General features: G+C 40.3%; 24 protein-coding genes. 3 read left to right on the top strand and 21 right to left on the bottom strand.

Going from position 1 to position 23,769, the window contains the following annotated elements; translation table 11 throughout:
* Positions 1–60: 60 nt before the first annotated feature.
* From RST01_RS13940 to RST01_RS13900, 10 genes are all read right to left on the bottom strand, one after another.
* The gene (locus tag RST01_RS13940) at positions 61–942 is read right to left on the bottom strand and encodes a hypothetical protein (RefSeq protein WP_147197685.1); all 882 of its coding nucleotides are present in this window, start codon (positions 940–942) and stop codon (positions 61–63) included.
* A gap of 41 nt (positions 943–983) precedes the next feature.
* Complete coding sequence (locus tag RST01_RS13935) at positions 984–1,184, bottom strand: cytochrome ubiquinol oxidase subunit I (RefSeq protein WP_147197682.1); 201 nt, start codon at positions 1,182–1,184, stop codon at positions 984–986.
* A gap of 89 nt (positions 1,185–1,273) precedes the next feature.
* Positions 1,274–1,753 (bottom strand): hypothetical protein, encoded by a 480-nt coding sequence (locus tag RST01_RS13930; RefSeq protein WP_147197680.1) that lies wholly within the window; start codon positions 1,751–1,753, stop codon positions 1,274–1,276.
* Positions 1,754–1,769: 16 nt separating this feature from the next.
* Entirely contained in the window at positions 1,770–2,138 is a 369-nt protein-coding gene (locus RST01_RS13925; protein WP_147197677.1) for a hypothetical protein, read from the bottom strand.
* Positions 2,139–2,164: 26 nt separating this feature from the next.
* Positions 2,165–2,506 carry a hypothetical protein gene (locus tag RST01_RS13920; protein WP_147197675.1) on the bottom strand — a complete coding sequence of 114 codons (342 nt, stop codon included), beginning with the start codon at positions 2,504–2,506 and terminating at the stop codon, positions 2,165–2,167.
* Positions 2,507–2,656: 150 nt separating this feature from the next.
* The gene (gene cydS / locus RST01_RS16330) at positions 2,657–2,776 is read right to left on the bottom strand and encodes a cytochrome bd oxidase small subunit CydS family protein (RefSeq protein ID WP_371859453.1); all 120 of its coding nucleotides are present in this window, start codon (positions 2,774–2,776) and stop codon (positions 2,657–2,659) included.
* A gap of 14 nt (positions 2,777–2,790) precedes the next feature.
* On the bottom strand, positions 2,791–3,816 hold the full coding sequence (locus RST01_RS13915; RefSeq protein ID WP_147197673.1) for a cytochrome d ubiquinol oxidase subunit II: 1,026 nt from the start codon (positions 3,814–3,816) through the stop codon (positions 2,791–2,793).
* Positions 3,813–5,159 (bottom strand): cytochrome ubiquinol oxidase subunit I, encoded by a 1,347-nt coding sequence (locus RST01_RS13910; RefSeq protein WP_147197671.1) that lies wholly within the window; start codon positions 5,157–5,159, stop codon positions 3,813–3,815. The genes RST01_RS13915 and RST01_RS13910 overlap by 4 nt, the downstream gene beginning before the upstream one ends.
* A gap of 360 nt (positions 5,160–5,519) precedes the next feature.
* On the bottom strand, positions 5,520–6,437 hold the full coding sequence (locus RST01_RS13905; protein ID WP_147197810.1) for a diacylglycerol kinase: 918 nt from the start codon (positions 6,435–6,437) through the stop codon (positions 5,520–5,522).
* A 148-nt stretch (positions 6,438–6,585) separates the two neighbouring features.
* Positions 6,586–7,146 (bottom strand): thioredoxin family protein, encoded by a 561-nt coding sequence (locus RST01_RS13900; RefSeq protein ID WP_147197670.1) that lies wholly within the window; start codon positions 7,144–7,146, stop codon positions 6,586–6,588.
* Positions 7,147–7,291: 145 nt separating this feature from the next.
* Between RST01_RS13900 and RST01_RS13895 the strand changes: the two genes are divergently transcribed.
* On the top strand, positions 7,292–8,428 hold the full coding sequence (locus RST01_RS13895) for an MFS transporter (protein WP_223823611.1): 1,137 nt from the start codon (positions 7,292–7,294) through the stop codon (positions 8,426–8,428).
* Positions 8,429–8,443: 15 nt separating this feature from the next.
* A complete protein-coding gene (locus tag RST01_RS13890) occupies positions 8,444–8,899 on the top strand; it encodes an ASCH domain-containing protein (protein WP_147197666.1) in 456 nt (151 codons plus the stop codon).
* A 47-nt stretch (positions 8,900–8,946) separates the two neighbouring features.
* On the opposite strand, the gene gatB is transcribed toward RST01_RS13890, so the two are convergent.
* The 9 genes from gatB to RST01_RS13845 form a co-directional block, all read right to left on the bottom strand.
* Complete coding sequence (gene gatB, locus RST01_RS13885) at positions 8,947–10,374, bottom strand: Asp-tRNA(Asn)/Glu-tRNA(Gln) amidotransferase subunit GatB (RefSeq protein WP_147197664.1); 1,428 nt, start codon at positions 10,372–10,374, stop codon at positions 8,947–8,949.
* 1 nt (position 10,375) lies between these two features.
* Positions 10,376–11,836: an Asp-tRNA(Asn)/Glu-tRNA(Gln) amidotransferase subunit GatA gene (gene gatA / locus RST01_RS13880; RefSeq protein ID WP_147197663.1), complete on the bottom strand. Its 1,461-nt coding sequence runs from the start codon at positions 11,834–11,836 to the stop codon at positions 10,376–10,378.
* 12 nt (positions 11,837–11,848) lie between these two features.
* Positions 11,849–12,142: an Asp-tRNA(Asn)/Glu-tRNA(Gln) amidotransferase subunit GatC gene (gatC, locus tag RST01_RS13875; protein WP_066790065.1), complete on the bottom strand. Its 294-nt coding sequence runs from the start codon at positions 12,140–12,142 to the stop codon at positions 11,849–11,851.
* A gap of 259 nt (positions 12,143–12,401) precedes the next feature.
* A complete protein-coding gene (locus RST01_RS13870; protein WP_147197661.1) occupies positions 12,402–13,547 on the bottom strand; it encodes a CamS family sex pheromone protein in 1,146 nt (381 codons plus the stop codon).
* 17 nt (positions 13,548–13,564) lie between these two features.
* Entirely contained in the window at positions 13,565–15,571 is a 2,007-nt protein-coding gene (gene ligA, locus RST01_RS13865; RefSeq protein ID WP_147197659.1) for an NAD-dependent DNA ligase LigA, read from the bottom strand.
* Positions 15,572–15,589: 18 nt separating this feature from the next.
* Entirely contained in the window at positions 15,590–17,827 is a 2,238-nt protein-coding gene (gene pcrA / locus RST01_RS13860; RefSeq protein WP_147197657.1) for a DNA helicase PcrA, read from the bottom strand.
* 31 nt (positions 17,828–17,858) lie between these two features.
* A complete protein-coding gene (pcrB, locus tag RST01_RS13855; protein ID WP_147197655.1) occupies positions 17,859–18,551 on the bottom strand; it encodes a heptaprenylglyceryl phosphate synthase in 693 nt (230 codons plus the stop codon).
* Between the two features lie 149 nt (positions 18,552–18,700).
* Positions 18,701–19,018 (bottom strand): YerC/YecD family TrpR-related protein, encoded by a 318-nt coding sequence (locus tag RST01_RS13850; protein WP_147197654.1) that lies wholly within the window; start codon positions 19,016–19,018, stop codon positions 18,701–18,703.
* A 158-nt stretch (positions 19,019–19,176) separates the two neighbouring features.
* Complete coding sequence (locus RST01_RS13845; protein ID WP_147197652.1) at positions 19,177–20,907, bottom strand: adenine deaminase C-terminal domain-containing protein; 1,731 nt, start codon at positions 20,905–20,907, stop codon at positions 19,177–19,179.
* A 150-nt stretch (positions 20,908–21,057) separates the two neighbouring features.
* Here RST01_RS13845 and RST01_RS13840 point away from each other — a divergent pair, with 150 nt between their 5' ends.
* Positions 21,058–21,783: a DUF2892 domain-containing protein gene (locus tag RST01_RS13840; RefSeq protein WP_147197650.1), complete on the top strand. Its 726-nt coding sequence runs from the start codon at positions 21,058–21,060 to the stop codon at positions 21,781–21,783.
* Positions 21,784–21,833: 50 nt separating this feature from the next.
* Here the strand turns inward: RST01_RS13840 and purB are convergent, their stop codons facing one another.
* On the bottom strand, positions 21,834–23,129 hold the full coding sequence (gene purB / locus RST01_RS13835) for an adenylosuccinate lyase (RefSeq protein ID WP_147197648.1): 1,296 nt from the start codon (positions 23,127–23,129) through the stop codon (positions 21,834–21,836).
* A 248-nt stretch (positions 23,130–23,377) separates the two neighbouring features.
* Positions 23,378–23,569 carry an NETI motif-containing protein gene (locus RST01_RS13830; RefSeq protein ID WP_147197646.1) on the bottom strand — a complete coding sequence of 64 codons (192 nt, stop codon included), beginning with the start codon at positions 23,567–23,569 and terminating at the stop codon, positions 23,378–23,380.
* Between the last annotated feature and the right edge of the window lie 200 nt (positions 23,570–23,769).

Below are 23,769 nucleotides of genomic sequence, written 5' to 3'. Positions count from 1 at the left end.
TTTTCTCTTAGCCTTCTACAAAAAAAGACCTTTATCATTAGGATTAGGTCTAATAATTATTTATATTTTAAATATTTTATTCTTGCTCCAGCTGCCTAGTATTAATAGATCTTCGGCGTGATTGAATTTAGCATGATTACCAAACTCTATCTCGATTTCTTGTATAACTTGAAAATTTATATCAGTTATATAAACTTTGCTAGTCGTTACTATTACTCTTAATCCATGGATTTCCGAAAATTGAATATCAGTAATCATACTATCTTGAACATTAAATACTTCCTGGTCTACGATTAAAACCTTTTCATTAAGACCTTTCATCTTAACGACAGTTCCCATAGAATAACCATATATCTCTTCCTTGTACGTATACAAATTCAATGTATAATCCGAAGCCTCTTCCTGAAAACCCCATATTCTTTTTTCTAATGTTTCATAGTTATAGATGATTAGTTGCTCCTTCTCTCCATATTTACCGTCCACATTGAGAATAAGGATTTCATGTTTACTAGGTACATGTTGGAGCATATTCGCATAATAACCATCAAATTTTAAACACTCTTTAAAAGAATTACTTCTTAAATCATATGCTAGCAATGTATTTTCACCTTTAACGTTAGCTAGCTTATATAATTGTTCATTATGAAGAATGCAATCTGACTCGTAGAATTTTCTATTTTTTGCGGAGACTAATCTTTTCACCATCTCCATAGTTTTCATATTATACAAATACAATGTTCCACTTGTGTTAGTAATACAAATTAAATTTGAATTAGCGAGAAATTGTATAAAGCCTGGATTTCTTAATGGAATGCTATGATATAGAGAGAAATCCATTGTTTTATAAATATTTACTTTTGAGGTTGTAACCATCGCTATGAATTGATCATCTGGTGAAAATGTAGATTCGTAGCTATGGGTTAGAGTTGAAATTTCCTTCATATTATTTCCTCCCATAAATAAAACAATATTATTTATAGCTTTTAATCAGCGTCTTTATCTTGATTCATTGCCCTAATTAGCTTATCGAGTTTTTCATTTCTCTCTTTGTCCAATTTTATTTTGGCATTCATAAACTTAATGACTTTCACTACAATATAAACTCCGACTATAATTAGCACTAAATATATAATTACAGGGCCTAAAAGAAGCCAATCCACCCAACTTGAAGATGAAACTTCCATCATAATCCCTCCTCTTCATTTTATTCACTAAGTCCTTAAAATCTCTTACAATAAAGTCCCTCTAAATAAATTAAGCAGTTTACTCTTTTTCAAATACTTTCTTCTCTCTTTTCTAATAGCTTTTTCTGAATTATATAGATGGTACTCGATTCACTTTTATATTGTCCCATATTAAATTCATTCAGGTTTATTACCCCGTTTAAATATGTTGGAATCGTGCAGTTTCTGTTTACGTTATCTATTTTAAAGGGGAAATTGTTTTCATTAGGGTTTGAGGTATGTAGGTAAATAGCATCTAAGCTTGCATCTTCTTCCACTATTTCAATCCATAGTTGATAAGGCATTTCAAGTTCTTGAAGTGTTTCTTGAAAGTCCTTATATAGCGCTATATTTGCTTTCATATGTTCTTTTCTTATCTTCAAACTATTATTTCCATACCCATAAAAGTCGAGGTGCGTATGCCATAAGTCGAACCAACTATCCTTCTCAATCTTCAAATCATAATTATTAACTTTTGTCTCTCTCCATAAATTACGAAAGTAACGTCTCTTCCCTCGGAATTTTTTCAAATGAAATTTCCTCCTGCTATGTAAAGTCTTCTTTTATCATTACAGAAAAGTATGGTTTAATAGCAATGTCAATAATCATACAGAAACGATCGCTATCCTCATGTAAAAACAATCTAAAGGCTGCTTCATGTTTTGTATCCTTCAGAATCTCAATTTTACTTACCGTTTTGTAAGAAGACTCAAATATTGTGGCGCCTATTGATACATTCTTAACTTTCATAGAAAACTCATCAACACTTGGAAAAAGAGTTACCTTATACTGCAATTCATGAATAGTAAACTCGTAAAAGCTTTCTCTATAATGATAAGGTAGATGATTGTTAGTTGTTTTTGCATCAACACAAAATAAAGAAATGAAATCTAATTCATCCGGATATATTTCCATCATTTCCCCCTCAAAGTAGTGAGATCTTAAAAATCTCCTATATCTTTTTTTAACTCTTTGATTCTTTTTCTTACTTTTTCTCTTGTTTGAAAATCCTGTGGGTTCAATAAAGAGCTGTCTGGTAAAGTTGATACCTCCCCATTAAAATCTATTTCTTTATCTAACTCTTCAAGGTTAATAGTATCTATACTTTGATCATTCATATCTCCATAAGCAGCTATAACCCTAATATCTTTATCGTCATCCAGAATAAAGCTTAACTTAGAATTGTACGCTCCCCAACTAATTTTTTCTTCTAGATAATCATTTACTATACTTAAGACATCATCGGCACTAAGCTTAAAGTATGCTTGTGATTTTTTCTTCATATTCACCTTACCTCATCCTTATACCTAAGCTAACTTTATTTAAAAGTATCTTTTTGTCTACTTTACCATAAACCTCTTATTGATTTATCGAACATCCAAATAAATAAAAAAACCCAAGGGTCATATAAACCCTTGGATAATGTATAGCGATTAAGACTGGCTCTCCTCTTCCTCCCTGACAGCTCCATCCTTAGAAGCAACGAAAAAGCCGATTAGTATGGATAGGATGACGACGATAAATGGTGCATAAAATATTAGAAAATGTTCCATCGGGCTTTCCTCCTCTACGCATGATGGTTTCCTTTGCCGCGAACATAGTCCTTATCAAATAAAAATAATTTGAGGACAAGATAGAGTGAAGGGACAAGCAGCAATAGCCCCAGTACAAAGGCGATGACTAAAGAAATAGCCATGGCTTCGTTTGTGAATGAGTCATAGATTGTTAAATGCGGATACAGTAAATATGGATAATGTGATATGCCGTAGCCAAAGAATGCTAAAGCGAATTGACCGACCAATAGCCATAGCGCTAATCCATAGTTGCGCTTCATCCAGATACATCCGACAGTCACGATAAACATAAGAGCAGATATGGCGAATAAATACCACATATCTAACATCCGTGCGTAATGAGCTTCATTATGCTTGCGCAGCTCTACCATGATACCAACTACAGTGATGGCTAATGGAACAGACCAGATGAGCGCGTATTTACGTAATAGCCTTGTCGCATCTGCATCTCCTGCCGCATTCGCATACCATGTAAGGAAGACGGCCGATATATAGAGGACCGCGGCAATGGCGAGCAATACGATACTCCATGTTAATGGACTGGTGAATAATGCTTGGAAATCGAGCACAGGGTTATTGCCATGCATTCGGATAAAGCCGCCCTCTGAAATGGTCAGAACTACCGAGAGCGATGCAGGAAGCAATAGCCCTGATGCACCGTACATAAAGGAATAGCCAACATGTCCTCTCGAACCATAGGATTCAAATGCGTAATAGCTCCCTCGAATTGCTAACAGAGCAAGCGCTATACTCGCAGGCACAAGCAGTGTCGTACCGTAGTAGAAGGCCGTTTTCGGGAAAAACCTTACGATGCCGACGAAGAAAAAGACTAAAAATACATTGGTGATCTCCCATACAGGCGACAGATAGCGCTGAATAATATTGGTCAGAATATGCTTTTTCCCTGTAATGACGCTATAGGCATTGAAAAAGCCTGCTCCAAAATCAATAGAGCCAATCATCACATAGCCAAACAAAAACAACCATAGGACAGAGATGCCGAGTATTTCTAAACTCATGATAAATCACCGCCTTTTTCCGCTTTCCGATCGGCAATCTCCCGCTCAATCGGATTCCTTTTGAACATTCGGCGAAGAACAACTACGCTGCCGACGCCAAGAATGAGATAGATAATGCAGAACAGTAATAGCATAAGATCCACATGATTGCTTGATGTCGCAGCCTCTGCGACTTTCATATAATTCACTAAAATCCATGGTTGGCGACCTACCTCTGCCATCCACCAGCCTGCTTCGATTGCAATGACTGCCAGTGGACCGCCTAATACCATAATCCATCTAAACCACTTCGAATGAATCCAACGCCAGCTCCTCAGCTTGCCAATGATATAAATCGCTGAAACAGCCACCATAAAGAAGCCAATTGATACCATCAAGTCAAAAAGGAAGTGGATATAAAGCGGCGGAATTTCATCTTCAGGGAATTGATCAAGCCCTGTTACCTCAGAATTCGGGTTATAATGGGCCAGGATACTTAGAGCATAAGGAATCCGAATAGCATACTTTACATCCTCCCCGTCACGCAGACCAAACACCAAGAGTGATGCGCCTTTTTCTGTTTTGAAATGCCACTCTGCCGCAGCAAGTTTTTCCGGTTGATATTCAACGAGATACTTCGCAGAGAAGTCACCGAGCATGGCCGTTGCAATAGAGAAAACGAGACCAAGCTTCATAAATAGATATAAGGACTTTTTATAATAGATATGATTAGACCCTTTCAACAAACGGAAAGCAGCAATGGAAGCTAGGATAAAGGCAGAAGTCATATAAGCTGTCACCAGTACATGCCCTACCTTTGTCGGCATGGCTGGGTTAAACATAGCTACAAGTGGCTGGATATTCACAAGCTCTCCATCTACCAGTTCGAATCCTTGAGGGGCATTCATAAATGCGTTAACAATGGTGATAAATACAGCTGAGGCACTAGCGCCTAATGCAACCGGCACTAGCAGTAAAAAATGTTTCTTTTGGTTTTCAAAGCGATCCCATGTGTATAAATAAATGCCCAGGAAAATTGCTTCAAAGAAAAATGCAAATGTCTCCATAAAGAGCGGCAAAGCAATGACATTCCCTGCAAGCTGCATAAAGTTCGGCCATAACAGCGACAGCTGAAGTCCAATGGCGGTTCCTGTCACGACACCGACTGCTACTGTTATGACGAAACCGCGCGCTACCCTTCTCGCAAGCAATATGTAGTGCTCATCATTTTTCTGAATGCCAATCCATTGAGCAATCATGATAAGAAGCGGCACGCCAACGCCAATCGTGGCATAAATAATATGAAAAGTTAAAGTAAATTCTGTCAGCAACCTGCTGTAAAAGACGGCATGTTCATTTACCATCTATTTCCCCTCCCTAATGACCAAAAATTCTGCCCAGAATCGAGAGCAGCATAATGCCCGCCACGATGAAACTTGCAATGATTAACTTTCGCTCCTGCTGTTTATACATGCTCTTTCCTCCCTTCTAGGACGTATACCCTCTTACAATAATTTTTTCACTATTCTAACTAAATAATTTTTAAATCTCCCCAATTAGGTATGATACTCGCATTATGCGTCTTTTATTCATGTTTCAAACGAGAATTTGAAGTGAGGTGAACTTTTAGGTGCTGGAGAATGTATGAAATAGCTTTTCATTACTCAACTAAGATGAAAAACATAAAAAAAGACTAGAAAGCATCTTTGCTCTCTAGCCCTTTATTAATCTTGTGGTCGGTCGATTTCTTTCATTTTTTCGATTGGGACTAATAATTCTATGTGGCGTTTTAAGTTGGTGAACTCAGCCGGCACATCCCCGCCATACTCTCCGTCCAAGTTTAGCTGCACTTTTTCGTCTGAAGTGATTTTCAAGTGGCTTGCCTTTGTGTAGATAATATGAGGATCTCGCAAATGTTCGCCTCTACTTGCAAGTGTAACAAGCTTGACGAAATCAGCTATATTGCACTTTTTAAGAATGAACACAGAGAACAGCCCATCATTCAGGCTTGCATCAGGCGCGAGTTTTTCAAAGCCGCCGACGGAATTAGTCAAGGCAATTAACACCATCATTACTTCGTCGTCAAATACTTCTCCATCATATTCAATACGCATTTTTGTAGCTTTGATGGATGGCAGCATCTCGATGCCTTTTAGATAGTAAGCTAGCTGGCCTAAAACTGTCTTTAATTTACTCGGCACTTCATATGTCAGCTCAGTAATTCTGCCAAGTCCTGCAATATTGATAAAGTGACGATCATTGGCACATCCAACATCTACTGGGATGCTGTTGCCTTCAATAATAATATCAAGTGCTTTATCGATATCGCGCGGGATTTGGACTGCGCGCGCAAAGTCATTGGTCGTGCCCATTGGAATTAGCCCAATTGATGGTTTGTTTTCAAAACCACTTACACCTGCAACCACTTCATTTAACGTGCCATCGCCTCCCACGGCGATGATGACATCAAAGCCTCTTTCTACTGCAGCTTTGGCCGCGTTCGTAGCGTCACCCGCACATGTAGTCGCGTGACAAGATGTCTCATAGCCTGCCACTTCCAGTCTAGCTAATACGTCAGGCAAGTGCTTTTTAAAAGCTTCGCGGCCTGATGTGGGGTTATAAATGATACGTGCTCGCTTCATCATTCTACCTTCCTACTTTACAAAATTTCTCTATAAAGAGAACGAATCCTTCATGCTTAAGTTCCAGCGAAGGGGCCATTAAGCCCCCATTTACTGGATAGCCAACATCTATTTTATAACGAATAGGCACCTTCTGCAAATAGCCCCATTACGATAGGGCTAAGATGAGCGCGCGACTTAGGCTTTCATAAACATAACTCCAGAACTTCTCATTTGTAGCATATTCCCTTGTAATATGTGCAAATAGCTCTTTTTGTTTTTCCTCAAAAGCAGGATCTTCAGCATCTGGCAATTCACTCTTACCTTTAGTCATATACTCCTGAATCTGTGGTGCACGCGGTCCCCATTTACCAATAACATCTCCTTGTTCGTTTAGAAAGATGTAGATAGGAATCGCGCGTCCGCCATTCGTTAGATACTGGTCAATCAACTCTTCATTTTCATCACGGAGTACCGTACGCACTTCAATGTCGCCCTCTTCAGCAATACGTCTTAATATGGCGTTGTTCATCATCGCATCTCCGCACCAGTCTTCTGTAATCGCTAAAATATGGGGTTTCTTTTCTTTGAGCAGTGAGATAAATGGACCGTCCTCAGGCAGCTCGAATTCATTGTACACATGCATGCTTGCTTCCTGATGGGTATCCATTTGATCCATATAGTCTTTGATCGGTGTTCCTTCTGCAAAATACTGTTCTTCTGTTTTCATGAAAATCCCCTCCTTCTCTTTAGTGTAATCACTTTACCTCTTTTTCGCAAAAAGACACTCTCCATTCATTGAAATTCCTGCTATAATGGGATTTCTACCTCGCTGTAGTATGTTACAGGAGGTTAGTATAGAAGGAGGTTATTTTTTGAGTGTTCAACGTCTTTTAAAGGCGCACAATTTTTTATTTTTCGGTATGCTTGCATTGTTTATTCCGTTCTTGCCTGTCTTCTTAGATGGACAAGGGCTTGAAACCAATGAAGTTGGATTGATTATCGGTGCTGGCGGATTTGTGACGATTATTGCACAGCCACTATGGGGCATGATTAGCGACCGCAGAAAAACGCTACGCAAAGTGTTGCTACTTCTAATCTTTATGGCAGCGATTAGCGGATTTCTTTTATTTCATATGAATAGCTTTGTAGGTTTAATCATAGCGGCAATGGTTGTTTACTTCTTCTTAATGCCAATCGATCCCTTAACTGAAAGTTTGTCATTCACCATGACTGAAACCATCGGCACCAACTATGGTTCTGTACGTACATATGGGGCTCTCGGCTATGCGGTCCTATCACTGGTTGTCGGCTATGTGATGAAATGGTTCGGCATGAGCAGCGTGTCTATTCTTTTCGTTGTGATTGGGATTATTAGCTTTGCTGTTATGTGGAAAATGCCTGATGTCCCGACAAGCTCTGCTCCTGTGACAATTGATGGGCTGAAAAAAGTATTAAAAAATAGAGAAATGCAGCTGTTTTTACTTTTAGTCTTCCTCAGCTCTATTCCGGCCCGGATGAATGATACATTTTTAGGCATACATATTCGCTCACTTGGAGGCGACCCCTCACTTGTCGGCATTGCGTTTTTCATCTCTGCTGCAAGTGAAATCGTGATCTTTGCCCTCAGTGTTTGGTGGCTGCGACAAGGAAAAGAACTGCTAATCATGACGATCGCTATATTCTTTTATGCGCTTCGCTTTTTCTTATCAGGTATTGTGGAGAGCGCATTGTTGCTAGCGATCATTCAGCTCTTCCAAGCGCTTACATTCCCAATCTACTATACGGCTGCCATCCAGAATTTATACAGAATCGTTCCACGGGAATGGCGCGCCACAGGGCAAACTGTATTAGCGCTATTGTTCTTTGGCCTTTCCGGCATCGTATCATCCTCTGTTGGCGGATTTATCTACCATGAATGGGGTGGGCATCTCTTTTATTATCTCCTCGGTTCCATTTCGTTTCTTGCAGGATTATTTGGCGTTTACTTGTTAATAAGAAAAAGAAAGTAAAGGTTGGGGTTAAATATGAATGAAGCATCACAGCTATATTGGAATATGTATTGGGATAAGCAAAAGAAAGAAAAGCCATCGAAGGTCAGTGCCTGGCAATTCGGCGGAGATCCAGATTATTTGGCGCAATTGGTCATCGATGGAGTGAAGACAGCTACTTGTTCTGGTCATATTTTGTATGAAATAGAACAAGAGCCACTTCCTGCTGTTAATGACTACAGCATTATTTTAAATAGCAAAGACGAACCCTTGGCTATTATCAAAACAGTGGATGTTAAGATTATGCCGATGAATGAAGTGCCAGAAGAATTTGCTATTGCTGAAGGTGAAGGAGACCGGACATATCGCTATTGGAAAGAGGTTCATGTAGAATTCTTTACAGAAGCGTTAAGTAAAGTTGGCCTAGAGTTTTCAGAAGACATGCTGCTCGTATGTGAACGTTTTGAATTAGTGGATGAAAAAAGTAAATAAAAAAAACGCTTGGAGATCATCTCATCTCTAAGCGTTTTTTATTAGAATTAGCGTTTTTGAATTTCTTCAAGTAGCATTTTATTCACCATTTGAGGGTTAGCTTGTCCACGTGAAGCTTTCATGATTTGACCTACTAAGAAGCCTATTGCACGATCTTTACCATTTTTGAAGTCTTCAATAGATTGTGCGTTTTGATCAAGCACCTCAGTGACCATTTTAAGCAATGCGCCTTCGTCTGAAATTTGGACAAGTCCTTTTTCTTTGACGATTTTCTCTGCTTCGCCACCGTTTTCAATCAACTCTTTGAATACTTTTTTCGCGATTTTTGAAGAGATCGTGCCAGCTGTGATCAGTTTGATCATGCCGCCAAGTCCTTCTGGTGTAAGAGCTGTATCAGAAAGCTCTTTTTGCTCTGCATTTAAGTATGCTGATACTTCACCCATTAACCAGTTAGATGAAAGTTTTGCATCCGCGCCTGTTGCAACAGTTGCTTCAAAGAAATCAGCTGTCTCTTTTGATAGCGTCAATACATGCGCATCATACGCAGGGACGCCGTATTCAGAAACATAGCGCTCTTTACGTGCATCCGGCAATTCAGGGATAGCAGCTTTTTCACGTTCTAGCCATTCATCATCAATGACGATATCCACTAAATCAGGTTCTGGGAAGTAACGGTAATCGTCTGTTCCTTCTTTAACACGCATAAGGATTGTTTTACCTGTTTTCTCATCAAATCGGCGAGTCTCTTGTTTGATTTCACCGCCTGCGTTTAATACAGCTGCTTGGCGTTGTTCCTCATACTCAAGCCCTTTTTTCACAAAGCTGAATGAGTTTAAGTTTTTCAATTCTGTTTTAACACCAAACTCATCTTGGCCATAAGGACGGATAGAGATGTTGGCGTCACAGCGCAATGAGCCTTCTTCCATACGCACGTCTGAAACGCCTGTATATTGAATGATTGCTTTTAATTTTTCTAGATATGCATATGCTTCTTCCGGTGTGCGGATATCTGGTTCAGATACAATTTCAACCAATGGTGTTCCTTGGCGGTTGTAGTCTACAAGTGAAGCATTTTTGCCATGCGTTAATTTACCAGCATCTTCTTCCATGTGAAGACGTGTGATACCGATACGTTTTTTCTCGCCGCCTACTTCAATTTCAATCCAACCATTTTCGCCGATTGGCACATCAAATTGTGAAATTTGGTACGCTTTCGGATTATCCGGATAGAAATAGTTTTTGCGGTCGAATTTAGTGTGTTGGTTGATATCCATGTTTAACGCCAATGATGCGCGCATAGCATAATTAACTACTTCTTTGTTCACAACTGGAAGCACGCCAGGATACCCAAGGTCGATCACAGATGTATTGGTATTTGGTTCTGAACCAAATTGGTTTGGTGATGGTGAGAAGATTTTTGAATTCGTCTTTAACTCCACATGCACTTCTAAACCAATGACTGTTTCGTAATTCATGTTATTTTACCTCCCAAGTTTGAGGTGTTTTTTCGTGGTAATCTGTTGCTTTTTCAAAAGCATCAGCCACGCGGTATACAGTACCTTCTTCAAAGTATTTACCGATGATTTGAAGACCAAGAGGAAGACCATTATCAAATCCACATGGAATTGAGATGGCTGGTACGCCAGCTAAGTTGATTGGCACTGTCAAAATGTCATTTGCATAGACAGTCATTGGATCATCCAAGTTTTCTCCTAGTTTGAATGCTGCTGTTGGAGAAGTTGGGCCAACGATTACATCGTACTCTTCAAATACTTTATCGAAGTCTTGTTTGATTAATGTGCGGACTTGTTGCGCTTTTTTGTAATACGCATCATATGTACCCGCTGATAGTGAGTATGTGCCAAGCATGATACGGCGTTTTACTTCATCGCCAAAGCCTTCTGCACGAGTTTTTGTATACAAATCATCCAAGTTGTCTGCTTCTGCTCTAAAGCCGTAACGAATACCGTCAAAGCGAGAAAGGTTAGATGATGCTTCAGATGAAGACAGAATATAGTAAGCTGCTAGAGCATATTTTGAGTGAGGAAGGGATACTTCATCAACAGTTGCACCTAGTTCTTTTAATTTTTCAATTGCTTCTAGTACAGATTTGCGTGCTGCTTCGCCTACCCCTTCGCCGAGGTATTCTTTTGGCACTGCGATTTTAAGGCCTTTAATATCGCCAGTTAATTGATCTACATAGTGAGGCACTTCTACATTAGCAGATGTAGAGTCATGCGCATCCACTCCTGCAATAGCTTCTAGTAGTAGCGCATTGTCGCGTACATTACGTGTAATTGGTCCAATTTGGTCAAGAGATGAAGCGAATGCTACAAGACCAAAACGAGAAACACGGCCGTATGTTGGTTTCATACCAACCACACCGCAATAAGCCGCTGGTTGGCGGATAGAGCCGCCTGTATCAGAGCCCAATGAGAATGGTACTTCGCCTGCTGCGACAGCTGCTGCTGAACCACCTGAAGAACCACCTGGTACATGTTCAAAATTCCATGGATTATGCACAGGTTTGATCGATGAGTTTTCGTTGGCAGAACCCATTGCAAATTCGTCCATGTTGATTTTGCCGACGTTCACCATGCCTGCTTCTTTCAATTTATTGACAACGGTTGCATTGTAGATTGGATTAAAGCCTTCTAGAATTTTAGAAGCGCATGTTGTTTCCAAACCTTCTGTTACAATATTGTCTTTCACGCCGATTGGCATACCAAATAGCGGTCCGCGTTCTTCAAATGGTACTTTATCCATTTCTTCCGCTTCTTTTAGTGCTTGTTCTTTATTTAATGCTAAAAATGCGCCTACTTCACCGTCTAATGCATCAATGCGGTCATAAGCTTCTTTTGTTAAGTCAGCAATGGTGATTTCTTTGCTATGTAATAGCTCTTGCAATTCTTTCGCTGATTTTTTGAATAGAGACACGGGATTCCCTCCTTAATCTTTAATAATTGGTGGTACCTTAACTAGTCCATCTTGTTGTTCTTTCACGTTTTTCATCATCACATCGCGGTCTAAACCTTTAACTGCTACGTCCTCACGGAATACGTTAACAAGCGGCAATACATGCGTTGTTGGTTGAACATTTGTTGTATCGAGTTCATTTAGTTGCACAGCAAAATCAGTAATCGCGCCCAATTGCTCCGCGAACTTTTCTGCCTCTTCTTCTGTAATTGCAAGTCTCGCAAGTTTCGCGACATGCTTTACTTCTTCCTTTGAAAGTTTCGCCATTTTTTACACCTCCGAATTCAATAACCATACCGATAATAATATCATTATACCAAAGGAATGTGCAACACACTTCCCTTCGCTAAAGCACTGTCTGAACGCTTGCTGGCAAAGGTTTTTCAGTTTGTTGTATCGCAAACAGAATGTAAAAGCTACCTGCCAGATTTTTTAAGCGCATGAAGAATGTAGCTTACCCACCAAGCAAGCATGCAAAAAGAGCTTAAAGGATAAACCCTTTAAGCTCTTCTTTCTAATACATCTATTAATCATTGTAAATATGAATATACGGTTCGTCCGCATTGGCTTCTTTCACGACAAGCGCTTCTGGACCATTGACGGACGTTACGTTCACTTCAATTTCTAGACCTTTAGGGAATTGGTCCATGACTTCTCCCGCCATATATTGAGTAAACCCAATGATTTCGGAAGTCCCGTAAAACTTAATAGGAATCTGGATTTCTAGCTTTTTGATTTTGTTATTTTGATAGAAACCAGTACCTACGATATTAGTGTAGTTTGAGAAATACTTATCAATATCCTGCTTAAAGTAATTGAAGTTTTCATTGATATCCCGATACTTGTTTGTTGAATCGCTTGTTGGGAATAATACATATTTTTCATTTACTTTTTTCCAGCTTTTAATTGAGGCGCTTCCTTTATCTACATCTGTATAGGCAAAGTATGTGCCTGGCGTAATAGCTGATTTGCTTTGTTGTTTAAATAAACCGACTGTAATCGGCACTTCTGACAAGCCGTCGATTTGGCGCAGTCGTTTGACTACTTGTGATGCCATCTTTTTGCCCTGAGATTCAATCATGGACACTGGGATTTCTTCGTCATATGTAGCGCCATATTCTTCTTTTTGATAATAGTAGGTTGAATTGAGCGCAAGGCCGATGGAAATGCCTGCAAGCTTTACTTTGTTTTTCCCTGTTTTTTGCAGATAATTCTGCTCTACAATATGGGCCAAATAGATAGGCGCTTTTTTGGCACGTTCATCCGGCGTCATATTTTTTGTTTCTTTCGGGTTTAACCCCTCAGGATCTTGGTTACCCCGTGCCAGCCACGAAGTAACCGTATCCTTATCTAGGTATTGTCCTTCTTGGAAAAAGTACTTATCCGGATCAAATGCCTGTTGCGATAAACGTAAAAGCCCGCTTTCTGCTTCCTTCACGTCGTACTTTGTATTGATATTGGAAACAATCAAACCTCTACTTGCGCTTTCTTTATACGGTAAAAGTGTACGGTAGTATTGGTCATCGATTTGCATACTTGGAATGATAGTTGTTTCTTCTTTATCTTTTGTGTTGGTTTGAACAACAGATGAATCTTTCGATAAAGAAGGCAAACTACAGCCCGCAAGCATTGCTGCAACAAGCATTGCGGGTATAAAGCGAAGTCGGTTCATTGCCTGTGAAAACTCCTTTACTCTCTTAATTCTTCAAGCAGGCGGTCCTCATCCCACACTTCAATGCCCAAATCTTCGGCTTTTGCGAGTTTAGAGCCTGCCTCTGTTCCGGCAATGACCAGGTCCGTCTTTTTGCTGACGCTGCCTGTGACTTTGCCGCCTAACTCTTCTATTTTCACTTTTGCATCGTCTCTTGTCAATTGTTCTAATTTACCGGTCAGGACAATTGTTTTTCCTGAAAATGGACTGTCGATTTCCGCTGCGTTCACCTTCTTGCCAAGGTAATTCATGTTGACGCCAGCTTCTTTTAAACGTGAGATCAAGGTCAACACGTCTTCATTATCGAAATACGTCACGACTGAATCCGCCATTTTATCGCCAATTTCAAAGACGTTCACTAATTCTGTTTCTGTCGCACTGATTAGGCGATCCATCGTTTCGAATTCTTCAGCCAGCAGCCTTGCTGCTTTGGCTCCGACATGTCGGATGCCTAAGCCGAACAATAAGCGCTCTAATGAATTCCCCTTAGAGGCTGCAATCGCGCTCACTAGATTGGTTGCAGATTTCTCACCCATGCGCTCGAGCTGTACCAATTCATCAACAGTAAGGCGGTATAAATCAGATACATCTTTAACCAGCCCAGACCTTAACAATTGTTCTACAACCTTTTCACCCAATCCATCTATATTCATGGCATTGCGTGAGACGAAGTGTGCCATTCCTTCTGATATTTGGGCAAAGCATTGCGGATTGACGCAGCGCAAGGCTACTTCCCCTTCAATGCGAACAAGTTCACTGTCGCATACCGGACAATGTGTCGGCATAACGAAGGGTTCGCTATCCTCTTTTCGTTGATCAAACAGTACAGATACCACTTCAGGAATAATGTCACCCGCTTTTCGGATGATGACCTGATCGCCGATGCGCACATCTTTTTCACGAATGATATCTTCATTATGAAGCGTTGCACGTCCAACAGTTGTTCCTGCTACTTGGACTGGCTGCAAGATCGCAGTCGGTGTCACAACCCCTGTCCGGCCCACAGTTAAGTCAATGTCTAAAACAGTTGTTACAACTTCCTCAGCTGGGAATTTATACGCGATAGACCAGCGAGGAACTTTGACGGTATTCCCTAGTTCTTCTTGCTGGTTGTAGCTGTCTACTTTGATGACAATGCCATCAATCTCATACGGCAGTGTTGGGCGTTGCTCTGTCCATTCCTCGATATACGCCATTACTTCTTTCATATTAGTGAACTTTCTTCTCTCATGATTTGTTTGAAAGCCCAAATGGTCCATATAATCAAGTGCTTCACTGTGGCTTTCAAGGCCATATGCTTCGCCGTTGCCACCCATCGCATATATGAATGTCGATAAATTTCTGCTCGCTGCCACCTTTGGATCAAGCTGACGAAGCGAACCAGCTGCAGCATTTCGCGGATTAGCAAAGAGCTCATCGCCTTTTTCCGCCCTCATCTTATTCAAATTAGTAAATGAACGCTTCGGCATATAGCATTCGCCACGTGCTTCAATACTGACACGTTCTTTTAAACGCAGCGGAATGGAATGAACAGTTTTCAGGTTTTCTGTAATGTCCTCGCCAACTGTCCCATTCCCGCGCGTGGCACCTTGTACAAAAAGCCCGTCTTCATAACGGAGTGAAATCGCTAGACCGTCAATTTTCAGCTCACATACATATGTGACCTGATCTCCAACCACCTGGCGTACACGGCGGTCAAAATCGTTTAGATCTTCTTCATTAAACGCATTTCCTAAACTCAACATCGGATATTGATGCGTCACTTTGTTAAACCCTGTCAGTATTTCTCCGCCCACTCGCCTTGTTGGTGAATCCGGAAAAATAAGGTCAGGATTTTCTTCTTCGATAGCAATCAATTCATGCAGCAATTGATCGTAGATAGCATCAGGTACGATGGGCTGATCCAATACATAGTAAGCGTGCCCGTATTCATGAAGAAGTTTGTTTAACTCCGCCACTCTGTTTTCCAATTGAACTCGGTCCATTCTGTTTCCTCCACACTTTTAAACTTTTTCGATTGGCGCAAATTTTGCAAGTAACCGTTTAATGCCGGTTGGACTAGCAAAAGCAATATCCAATTCAGTATTTTCGCCTTCTCCGCGCACTGCTACTACCGTGCCTACGCCCCATTTCTTATGAGAGGCTTTGTCGCCAGCCTTCCAACCAATCTGATCGCCACCTGTTTGTTTATAGGTAGGTGTAATCACAGTTTGACGTGGCTGTGCATAGCCTGATGGACGGCGTCTTGGCGCATTAAAGCTAGTATGCCCATTTGTTTGATCGCGCAAAGCTATTTCTTCCAGTATTTCAGAACCAATTTCCTGCAAGAAGCGTGAAGGCGTATTGAAGCTGCTACGGCCAAAGATTGTCCGGCACTGAGCACATGTTAAATAAAGGCGCTGTTCAGCCCTTGTTATACCCACATAAGCGAGCCTTCTTTCTTCCTCCATCTCATCATCATCTTGCAATGAACGGGAATGCGGGAAGATATTTTCTTCCATACCGATAATGAACACGACAGGGAACTCTAGCCCTTTCGCCGAATGCATCGTCATCAAAACAATAGAGCCTTTCGCTTCATCTTCTTTATCCAATGTGTCAATATCAGCGATTAACGCTAGATCAGTTAAGAAGGCAACCAAAGATTTGTCCTCACTTTGATCCTCAAATGCTTTAGTAACAGATATAAACTCATCAATGTTTTCTAAACGGCTTTCCGCTTCAATTGTTTTTTCATTCTTCAACATATCGCGGTAGCCGGATTTAGTTAAGATTTCTTCCACTAATTCTGTGACCGGCAAAAACTCCTGCATTTTTGTCAGATTCAATATCATCTCACGGAATTCGATTGCTGCCTTCGTTGCACGTGCAGATAATCCCATAAAATCTGCTTCAGCCAATGCATCGAATATGGAACGATCTTGATCAATAGCAAATTGAGCCATGCGTTCAAATGACGTAGCGCCAATGCTCCGTTTTGGCTCATTGATAATACGTGCGAGCGATAAATCATCATCATTATTGGCGATGAGACGCAAATAGGCAAGCAAGTCTTTAATTTCTTTTCGATCATAGAACTTTGTACCGCCGACAATGGTATAGTTCATATTGGATTTGACAAGCATTTCTTCCATTACCCGCGATTGGGCATTTGTACGGTAAAGAATAGCAAAATCATCTGCAGAACGATTCTCTGTCTCCATCAATTCTTGAATAGTCTTAACGACGAACTGTGCTTCCTGCTTTTCGTCATAGGAGCGGTACAGATAGATTTTTTCTCCATCTTCGTTTTCCGTACGTAGCTTCTTAGGATAACGGCTCGTATTATTTTCTATGACGTCATTAGCCGCCTGTAAGATGCGCGATGTAGAACGATAATTTTGCTCAAGCATAATAACCTTGGCATTCGGATAATCCTTCTCAAATGATAGGATGTTCTGAATATCAGCACCGCGCCAGCGATAAATTGATTGATCTGAGTCACCTACAACACAAAGATTTTTAAATCTCTTTGCAAGCATTTTGACTAACAGGTATTGAGATTTATTGGTATCTTGGTACTCGTCCACATGAATGTATTGGAAACGATTTTGATAATATTCCAAGACTTCAGGTACTTCTTCAAAAAGACGGATTGTAAGCATAATCAAATCATCAAAGTCGCATGATTGATTCTTTCTCAAGCGTTTTTGATAGTTCTCATATACTTGTGCTACAGTCCGTTCATATGGGTTAGACTCATTGATTTGAGCTTTATATGAGGCAGCATCAATGCACTCGTTCTTGGCTGAGCTAATCGCATTCAGCATGGAACGCGGATCAAATCGTTTTGGATCGATGTTTAGCTCTTTTAGAGCATTTTTAATTACGGTCAGTTGGTCAGAGGTATCAAGGATGGTAAAGCTCTTGCTATAGCCAATACGGTCGATATCTCGTCTTAATATGCGCACGCACATCGAGTGGAACGTAGATACCCACATCCGTTCGCTTGTACCTTGGCCAAGCAAGTTGTTGATCCGCTCCTTCATTTCGCGACCCGCTTTATTAGTGAAGGTAATCGCTAAAATTTTGGAAGGATAGACTTGTTTTTCGATGACCAAATAAGCAATCCGGTGCGTTAATACTCTCGTTTTCCCTGAACCTGCTCCCGCCATAATGAGGAGAGGGCCTTCTGTTGTTTTAACTGCTTCTTCTTGTTCCTTATTCATGCCACTCAGCAAATTTCTTGTCAGCTGTTCCATATGCACTCTCCTTCACAAACATTTGTTCTTATTATACATTTTTCACTGTCTCTTTAACAGCCTTTACTGTCTTCAATGCTGTTTTCAAATTATCATACACTACATTGCCTACGACAACTGTATCCGCGTAAGAAGCCATTTCTGCCGCTTGTTCCTCTGAAGCAATACCGCCTCCATAAAAGAGCTTAGTTGTTGAAAGTTCTTCCCCAATGGATTTTACAAGTTCAGGGTCACCGTATGTGCCGCTGTATTCCATATAAAAGACCGGCAAACGGAAAAAGTTCTCTGCCATTCTTGCATAAGCCATGACATCATCTGGCTCACAGTCCGTTTTAGCTTTGGATAATTTTGCAGCTTTGCAATCAGCGTTTAAGATACAATAGCCTTCTGCTACAAGCTCCTCCCACATCATCACATCGCCAAATGCCTTAATCGCTTCATGATGAAGATCCTTCACCCATAATGTATCACTGCTATTTAACACCGTTGGAATGAAGTAATAATCATATCCCGGAGAAATACTATCTATATTTGAAATCTCTAATGCTACTGGCACAGTAAAGCGCCGAATTCTCGCTAGCAGGTCGAGCACTCCATCTATCGTTACATCGTCTGAACCTCCTACTATAATCGCATCGGTACCAGATTCGCAAATTGCTTCTAATGCGTCATCTGAAATCTCCTTTGCTGGGTCCAGCTTAAATACATGCCGCCAATCCATCATTTTTTCAAAAGCCCCCTATTCACTTTCTATCATACCTAGTATACACAAACTATTTCACATGCTAAATCTACAAATACATTCTTTTGTTGATCAACATCTTTATAAAAAGAAAAAACTGAACACTTGGTCCAGTCTTTTCTTTGTGGTCCCTATTTAGGCGCTTGATAAGGCGATTCGTCTGGGTAAAGACGCCCTAGCATTTCATCGTACGTGTCATTGCCATAATCGAAGCAACGGCGTACTCTTGAAATGGTAGCAGTAGAGGCGCCTGTTTCTTTTTTGATTGTTTCGTATGTCTTTTTCAACCGTAAAAGGTGAGCGACCTCAAAACGCTGTGCCAATGATTGAATCTCGCTGATTGTACATAAATCATCGAAAAACTCATAGCATTCTTCTATATTTTTCAATGATAAAACGGCTTTAAATAATTGTTCTGTTTGATGGCCTTTAATTTTATCAATTTGCATAACCGTTTTCCCCCTCCCTTGCTTGTGTACTAGCCTTTGTGACTAGGCTTTAGAAGGCATACACCCTAAAGGGCAAAGTACAGCAAGAAGACAACTTTCTTCTACTCTATTTTACCACCATTATAGGATATATATCAATTTCACGCTTTAGTGCACTACTACCTCATAAGGGATGGGAATAGTACCTTTTTCTTCATGACTTCATAAATTCCCTGCTGTGTAATTCGAACATATGGCAAGTGTGTAGATTGCAAGAATAATAGAGTATAAATCGCATCGCCATGCGCATAGCCTCGTTCAGCCAATGCATTAGCCAAAGCGTTTTGCTGCTGGATTAAATGCTGAACCGGTTCTACAGATAATCCACCGCAAAGCGGCAATGGGATGCTTTCAATAACCTCACCATTTTCTACTAGGACGATGCCGCCGTTCATTTCTTTCATTACATTAAACGCATGCAGCATTTCTTTTATATCTTTCCCAATTAAAATAATGTCGCCAGTAGAAGAATAAGAAGATGCAAAGCCTTGGAGCTTATTCGCAAACCCTTTGATGAGTGTATTCACACGCCACTGCCCTTTTCGGTCTACGAGCATTAAGAAACATTCATCATGTTCTTCGCTTAAATGTCCTTGATTTGGGTGAACAGATACTTTATATGGTTTGGTAATTACATCATTCAGCATTTCAATCCCAAACGGCATGGAGAACTGACAATCTTCCTCTGTTAAATTAAATGACAGATTTAATGGCGGCAATGCTGAAAAGTCGACACCTTCTAGTGTTGTCTCTTTTTGACCATCGCGTTTTAACCATACGCCTTTTGATAACACGCTTTCTGGAACAGGATGGTATTCATCCTCTAATATATTAAGCGTAGCGAAACGGCCCGTTGCAATGAATCCATGCACATCAGACATATCATAATATCTAGCAATGTTATAAGAGGCCATTTGATACGCATCAATTGGTTCTACTCCTGCATCGAGCGCTACTTGAATGCATTGATCCATGATGCCCTTTTCATAGAATGATGGTGTCGCTCCATCAGTTGTCATCATCAAATGATCAAAGAGGTTCAAATCCTTTTCTAAAATACCTTTCAATAAGTCAGGTAAATCCGGGCGTATAGATGAGTGGCGTAAAGTGACACCATAGCCGTGAAGAATCCTGTTTTCCACTTCTTCTACAGTCATGGCCTCATGATCGCCGTCCGCGCCAAATAATTTTAATCTTGCAAGGGTCCGAGAAGAGGATCCTGGTAAATGTGCCTCTATTTTTTTGCCGTACATATGAGCTTCTTGCAATGAATACAGCATTTGGTCATCGCCTGCTACTAGCTTGGGCCATCCAGTTAGCTCGCCGCCCATAAGAACATCGCTTCTTTCTAACCAATCATGGATAGCTGTTGGCGTAAAGAACTTGTGTTCATCTTGTAATTCGGTTTGCGAATCAAAGCGAGCCCACCAATAAAATGAAAATGGCAATTTTTTTAATTGGTCTAACATTGAAAACGCTTTCTCATTTGCGGTATGCAAAAAGAATGTTAAGTTGTCCGAAATTAACGTAGTTGTCCCTAATTGTGCCGCATAATCCGCTAAAGTTTGGGGATTATAAAGTTGAAATGGATGTACATGCGGTTCAATATAGCCGGGTACAATCGTCTTGCCACTTGCATCTACAATTTCTGTTCCTTCTATATTTACAGGCATTTTAGGGCCGGCATATACAATTCGGTCGCCTAAAATCCATATATTCCCCTCCACCCATTTTTTGTACATGCTATGTAGATAACATGCATTTGTAATAACAATCGTGGGTGCTGTTTTACCATCAATTACTGCCACTTGCTTTCTAAGTTCAGTAATTTTCCAATTCGGCTCAAGCATTACATCCATCTCCTTTCTAAGTTTGTGCTTATGTTATGGTTGGGATACGCCCAAAAATAATTTGAATATTTTGGATGGTAAAATAATCGTATCATAGCGCTTCTGGAAAGCAAAGAAATAAAATTTGAATGATAACTGGAGGTTAAATTGATGACGACAACAGGTGGAAATATCAGTGTAAAAAGTGCTTATATGCGTTTTGCATGCGGTGCTACTATGACTGCATTAGGTGTCGGTAGACTAGCCCATAAACCTGATTGTATGCGCGCGAAGGCTATGATTATGATTGGTGCGATGAAAATGGGTGAAGGGGTCGCGAAATTCTGTCCAACTAAATCCTTCTTAAGCAACTATCTGTCCACCATGGTTAGTGAATTGCAATCAGGCAATTCCGGAAGCTCAGGAAACTCTGGAGGCTTCGGCACATCAGGAAGCTCAAGTAACTCTGGATACTCAGGTAATTCAGGAGGCTCAAGCAATTCTGGATCAGGATCATCTCTTGCCAGTATAGCTTCAGCTGCTATGGGCCTAGGTGGCAAATCCAAGTCAAACAGCAATAACGGAGGTTCAGGTGGATCAAGCGATTCTAGCTCAAATGCCAATGCTTCATCCAACTCTTCCGTCATTCCTGATATTGAGCAATTAATGCAAGATTTCTCTTCATTATCCGGTTCTGGCAAGCAATCAAACGGCCAACAATCGAATAATAGTGGGCAATCAAGTAATAACCAACAATCGAATAATAGCCAGCAATCGAACAACTCTCAACAATCAAACATGAGCCAGTCATCGAACTCATCGAATCAATCATCAAAAAACCAACAAAATAAAAATAACCAGTCCTCTAATTCAAATCAATCTTCACAAAAACAGTAAGACAGAAACAGTATGATGCAAAAAAAACTGCCCAAAGCTGGGCAGTTTTTTTAGTTTAAGCCAAGACGATCAAAAATCAAATCTACATTTTTTAAGTGATAATGGTAATCGAAGCAATCAGCAATCTCTTCTTCAGAAAGATGTGAGCTAATGACTGAATTCCCTTCCACAAGCTCGCGGAACTGAATTTGTTCGTCCCATGCTTGAGCTGTTAAAGGTTGTACAGTATCATATGCCTCTTCACGAGATAGTCCTTTGTCAATCAATGCAAGAAGCACGCGCTGTGAGTAGATTAGTCCAAATGTGCTATCCATATTGCGTTTCATATTGTCTTCTAAAACCGTTAAGTTTTTCACAATGTTGCCGAAGCGGTTTAACATATAATTTAAACCAATAGTTGTATCAGGCAAAATGATGCGTTCAGCAGACGAATGAGAAATATCACGTTCATGCCAAAGTGATACATTTTCATAAGCAGTCACCATATGGCCACGAATTACTCTCGCTAGGCCGACCATATTTTCTGATCCAATTGGATTTCTCTTATGCGGCATAGCAGAAGAACCTTTTTGCCCCTTCGCAAAGAATTCTTCTACTTCTCGTATTTCAGATTTTTGCAACCCACGAATCTCTGTAGCAAATTTATCAATAGAAGTAGCAATCAATGCCAATGCTGCAATATATTCAGCATGGCGATCTCGTTGTAATGTTTGAGTGGAAATAGGTGCTGCTTGAAGACCTAATTTACTGCAAACATACTCTTCCACGAACGGATCGATATTTGCGTAAGTTCCTACTGCTCCAGAAATTTTCCCTGTTTCAATCGTTTTAGCGGCTGCTTCAAAGCGTTCCATATTGCGTTTCATCTCTTCATACCACAAAGCAAGCTTTAGACCAAATGTTGTGGGTTCTGCATGTACGCCATGTGTACGTCCCATCATGACCGTATATTTATGTTCTTTTGCTTTTACTGCCAAAATATCGATGAAACGTTTAATATCTTCACGTAAGATCGCATTTGCCTGTTTTAATTGGTAAGACAATGCAGTATCTACGACGTCTGTTGAAGTAAGGCCATAATGCACCCATTTGCGTTCATCGCCAAGTGTTTCAGATACAGCTCGAGTAAAAGCCACAACATCATGACGAGTTTCTTTTTCAATTTCTAAAATTCGATTGATATCAAATGAAGCATGCTCGCGAATCTTTGCTACATCTTCCTTTGGAATATCACCAAGCTCTGCCCATGCTTCTGCAGCTAATATCTCAACTTCCAACCAATTATTGTACTTATTTTCATCTGTCCAAATGGCGCCCATTTCCGGACGAGTATAACGTTCGATCATCGTTTTCCCGCTGTCAAAATCCGTAAAAGCCACAGCTTATTCACTCTAGGCTTTTTAGATGTCACATATTTGACTCTACGGTTCCCTCCTCATTATCATTGATTTTTACGCTGTAACCGACGCAATTTTTACTTTCCTAACGAAGACTTTTTCAATTTCATTTTATCAATGCAAAAGTAGTAAGTCAACGCAATATCCGAACGTTACTTTAACTAAAAGAAAATAAAGTTCGATTTTGAACAGTCAGTCTATTCTTGATCAGAGGGCAGTCCCTTAAATTTTATGATTTGGCGAATCGGTACAGGCTCTCCATTGATAATTTGAAAAAGAGGCTCCTCTTTTCTGCCGATCGGCATATAGCCATCCTTTTTCATTCTCTCCAAGCACTCTTCTATTGTTTCCGATTCTTCGACTTCATACCAAATTTGTTTCTTTGCCACATTGCCACTTCCTTATAAGATTTGCAACACTTTATACGCCGCCTATGCATTTTGTTTTTTATACAAGGCCATTTGCCATTTGCTCTCTTTTATAGTTTACCTAAGTTTGACGTCCGTTGCTAGAAACAATAGACTTCCGAGAAACAAAAAAAGACACTACTGATTGAATCAGCAGTATCTTAATATGCCTAGCAACGTCC

This window comes from Rummeliibacillus stabekisii (genome assembly GCF_007988965.1).
Classification (GTDB): domain Bacteria; phylum Bacillota; class Bacilli; order Bacillales_A; family Planococcaceae; genus Rummeliibacillus; species Rummeliibacillus stabekisii.
The sequence above is the reverse complement of the archived record's forward strand: the minus strand, read 5'-3'. Positions and strand labels throughout refer to the sequence as shown.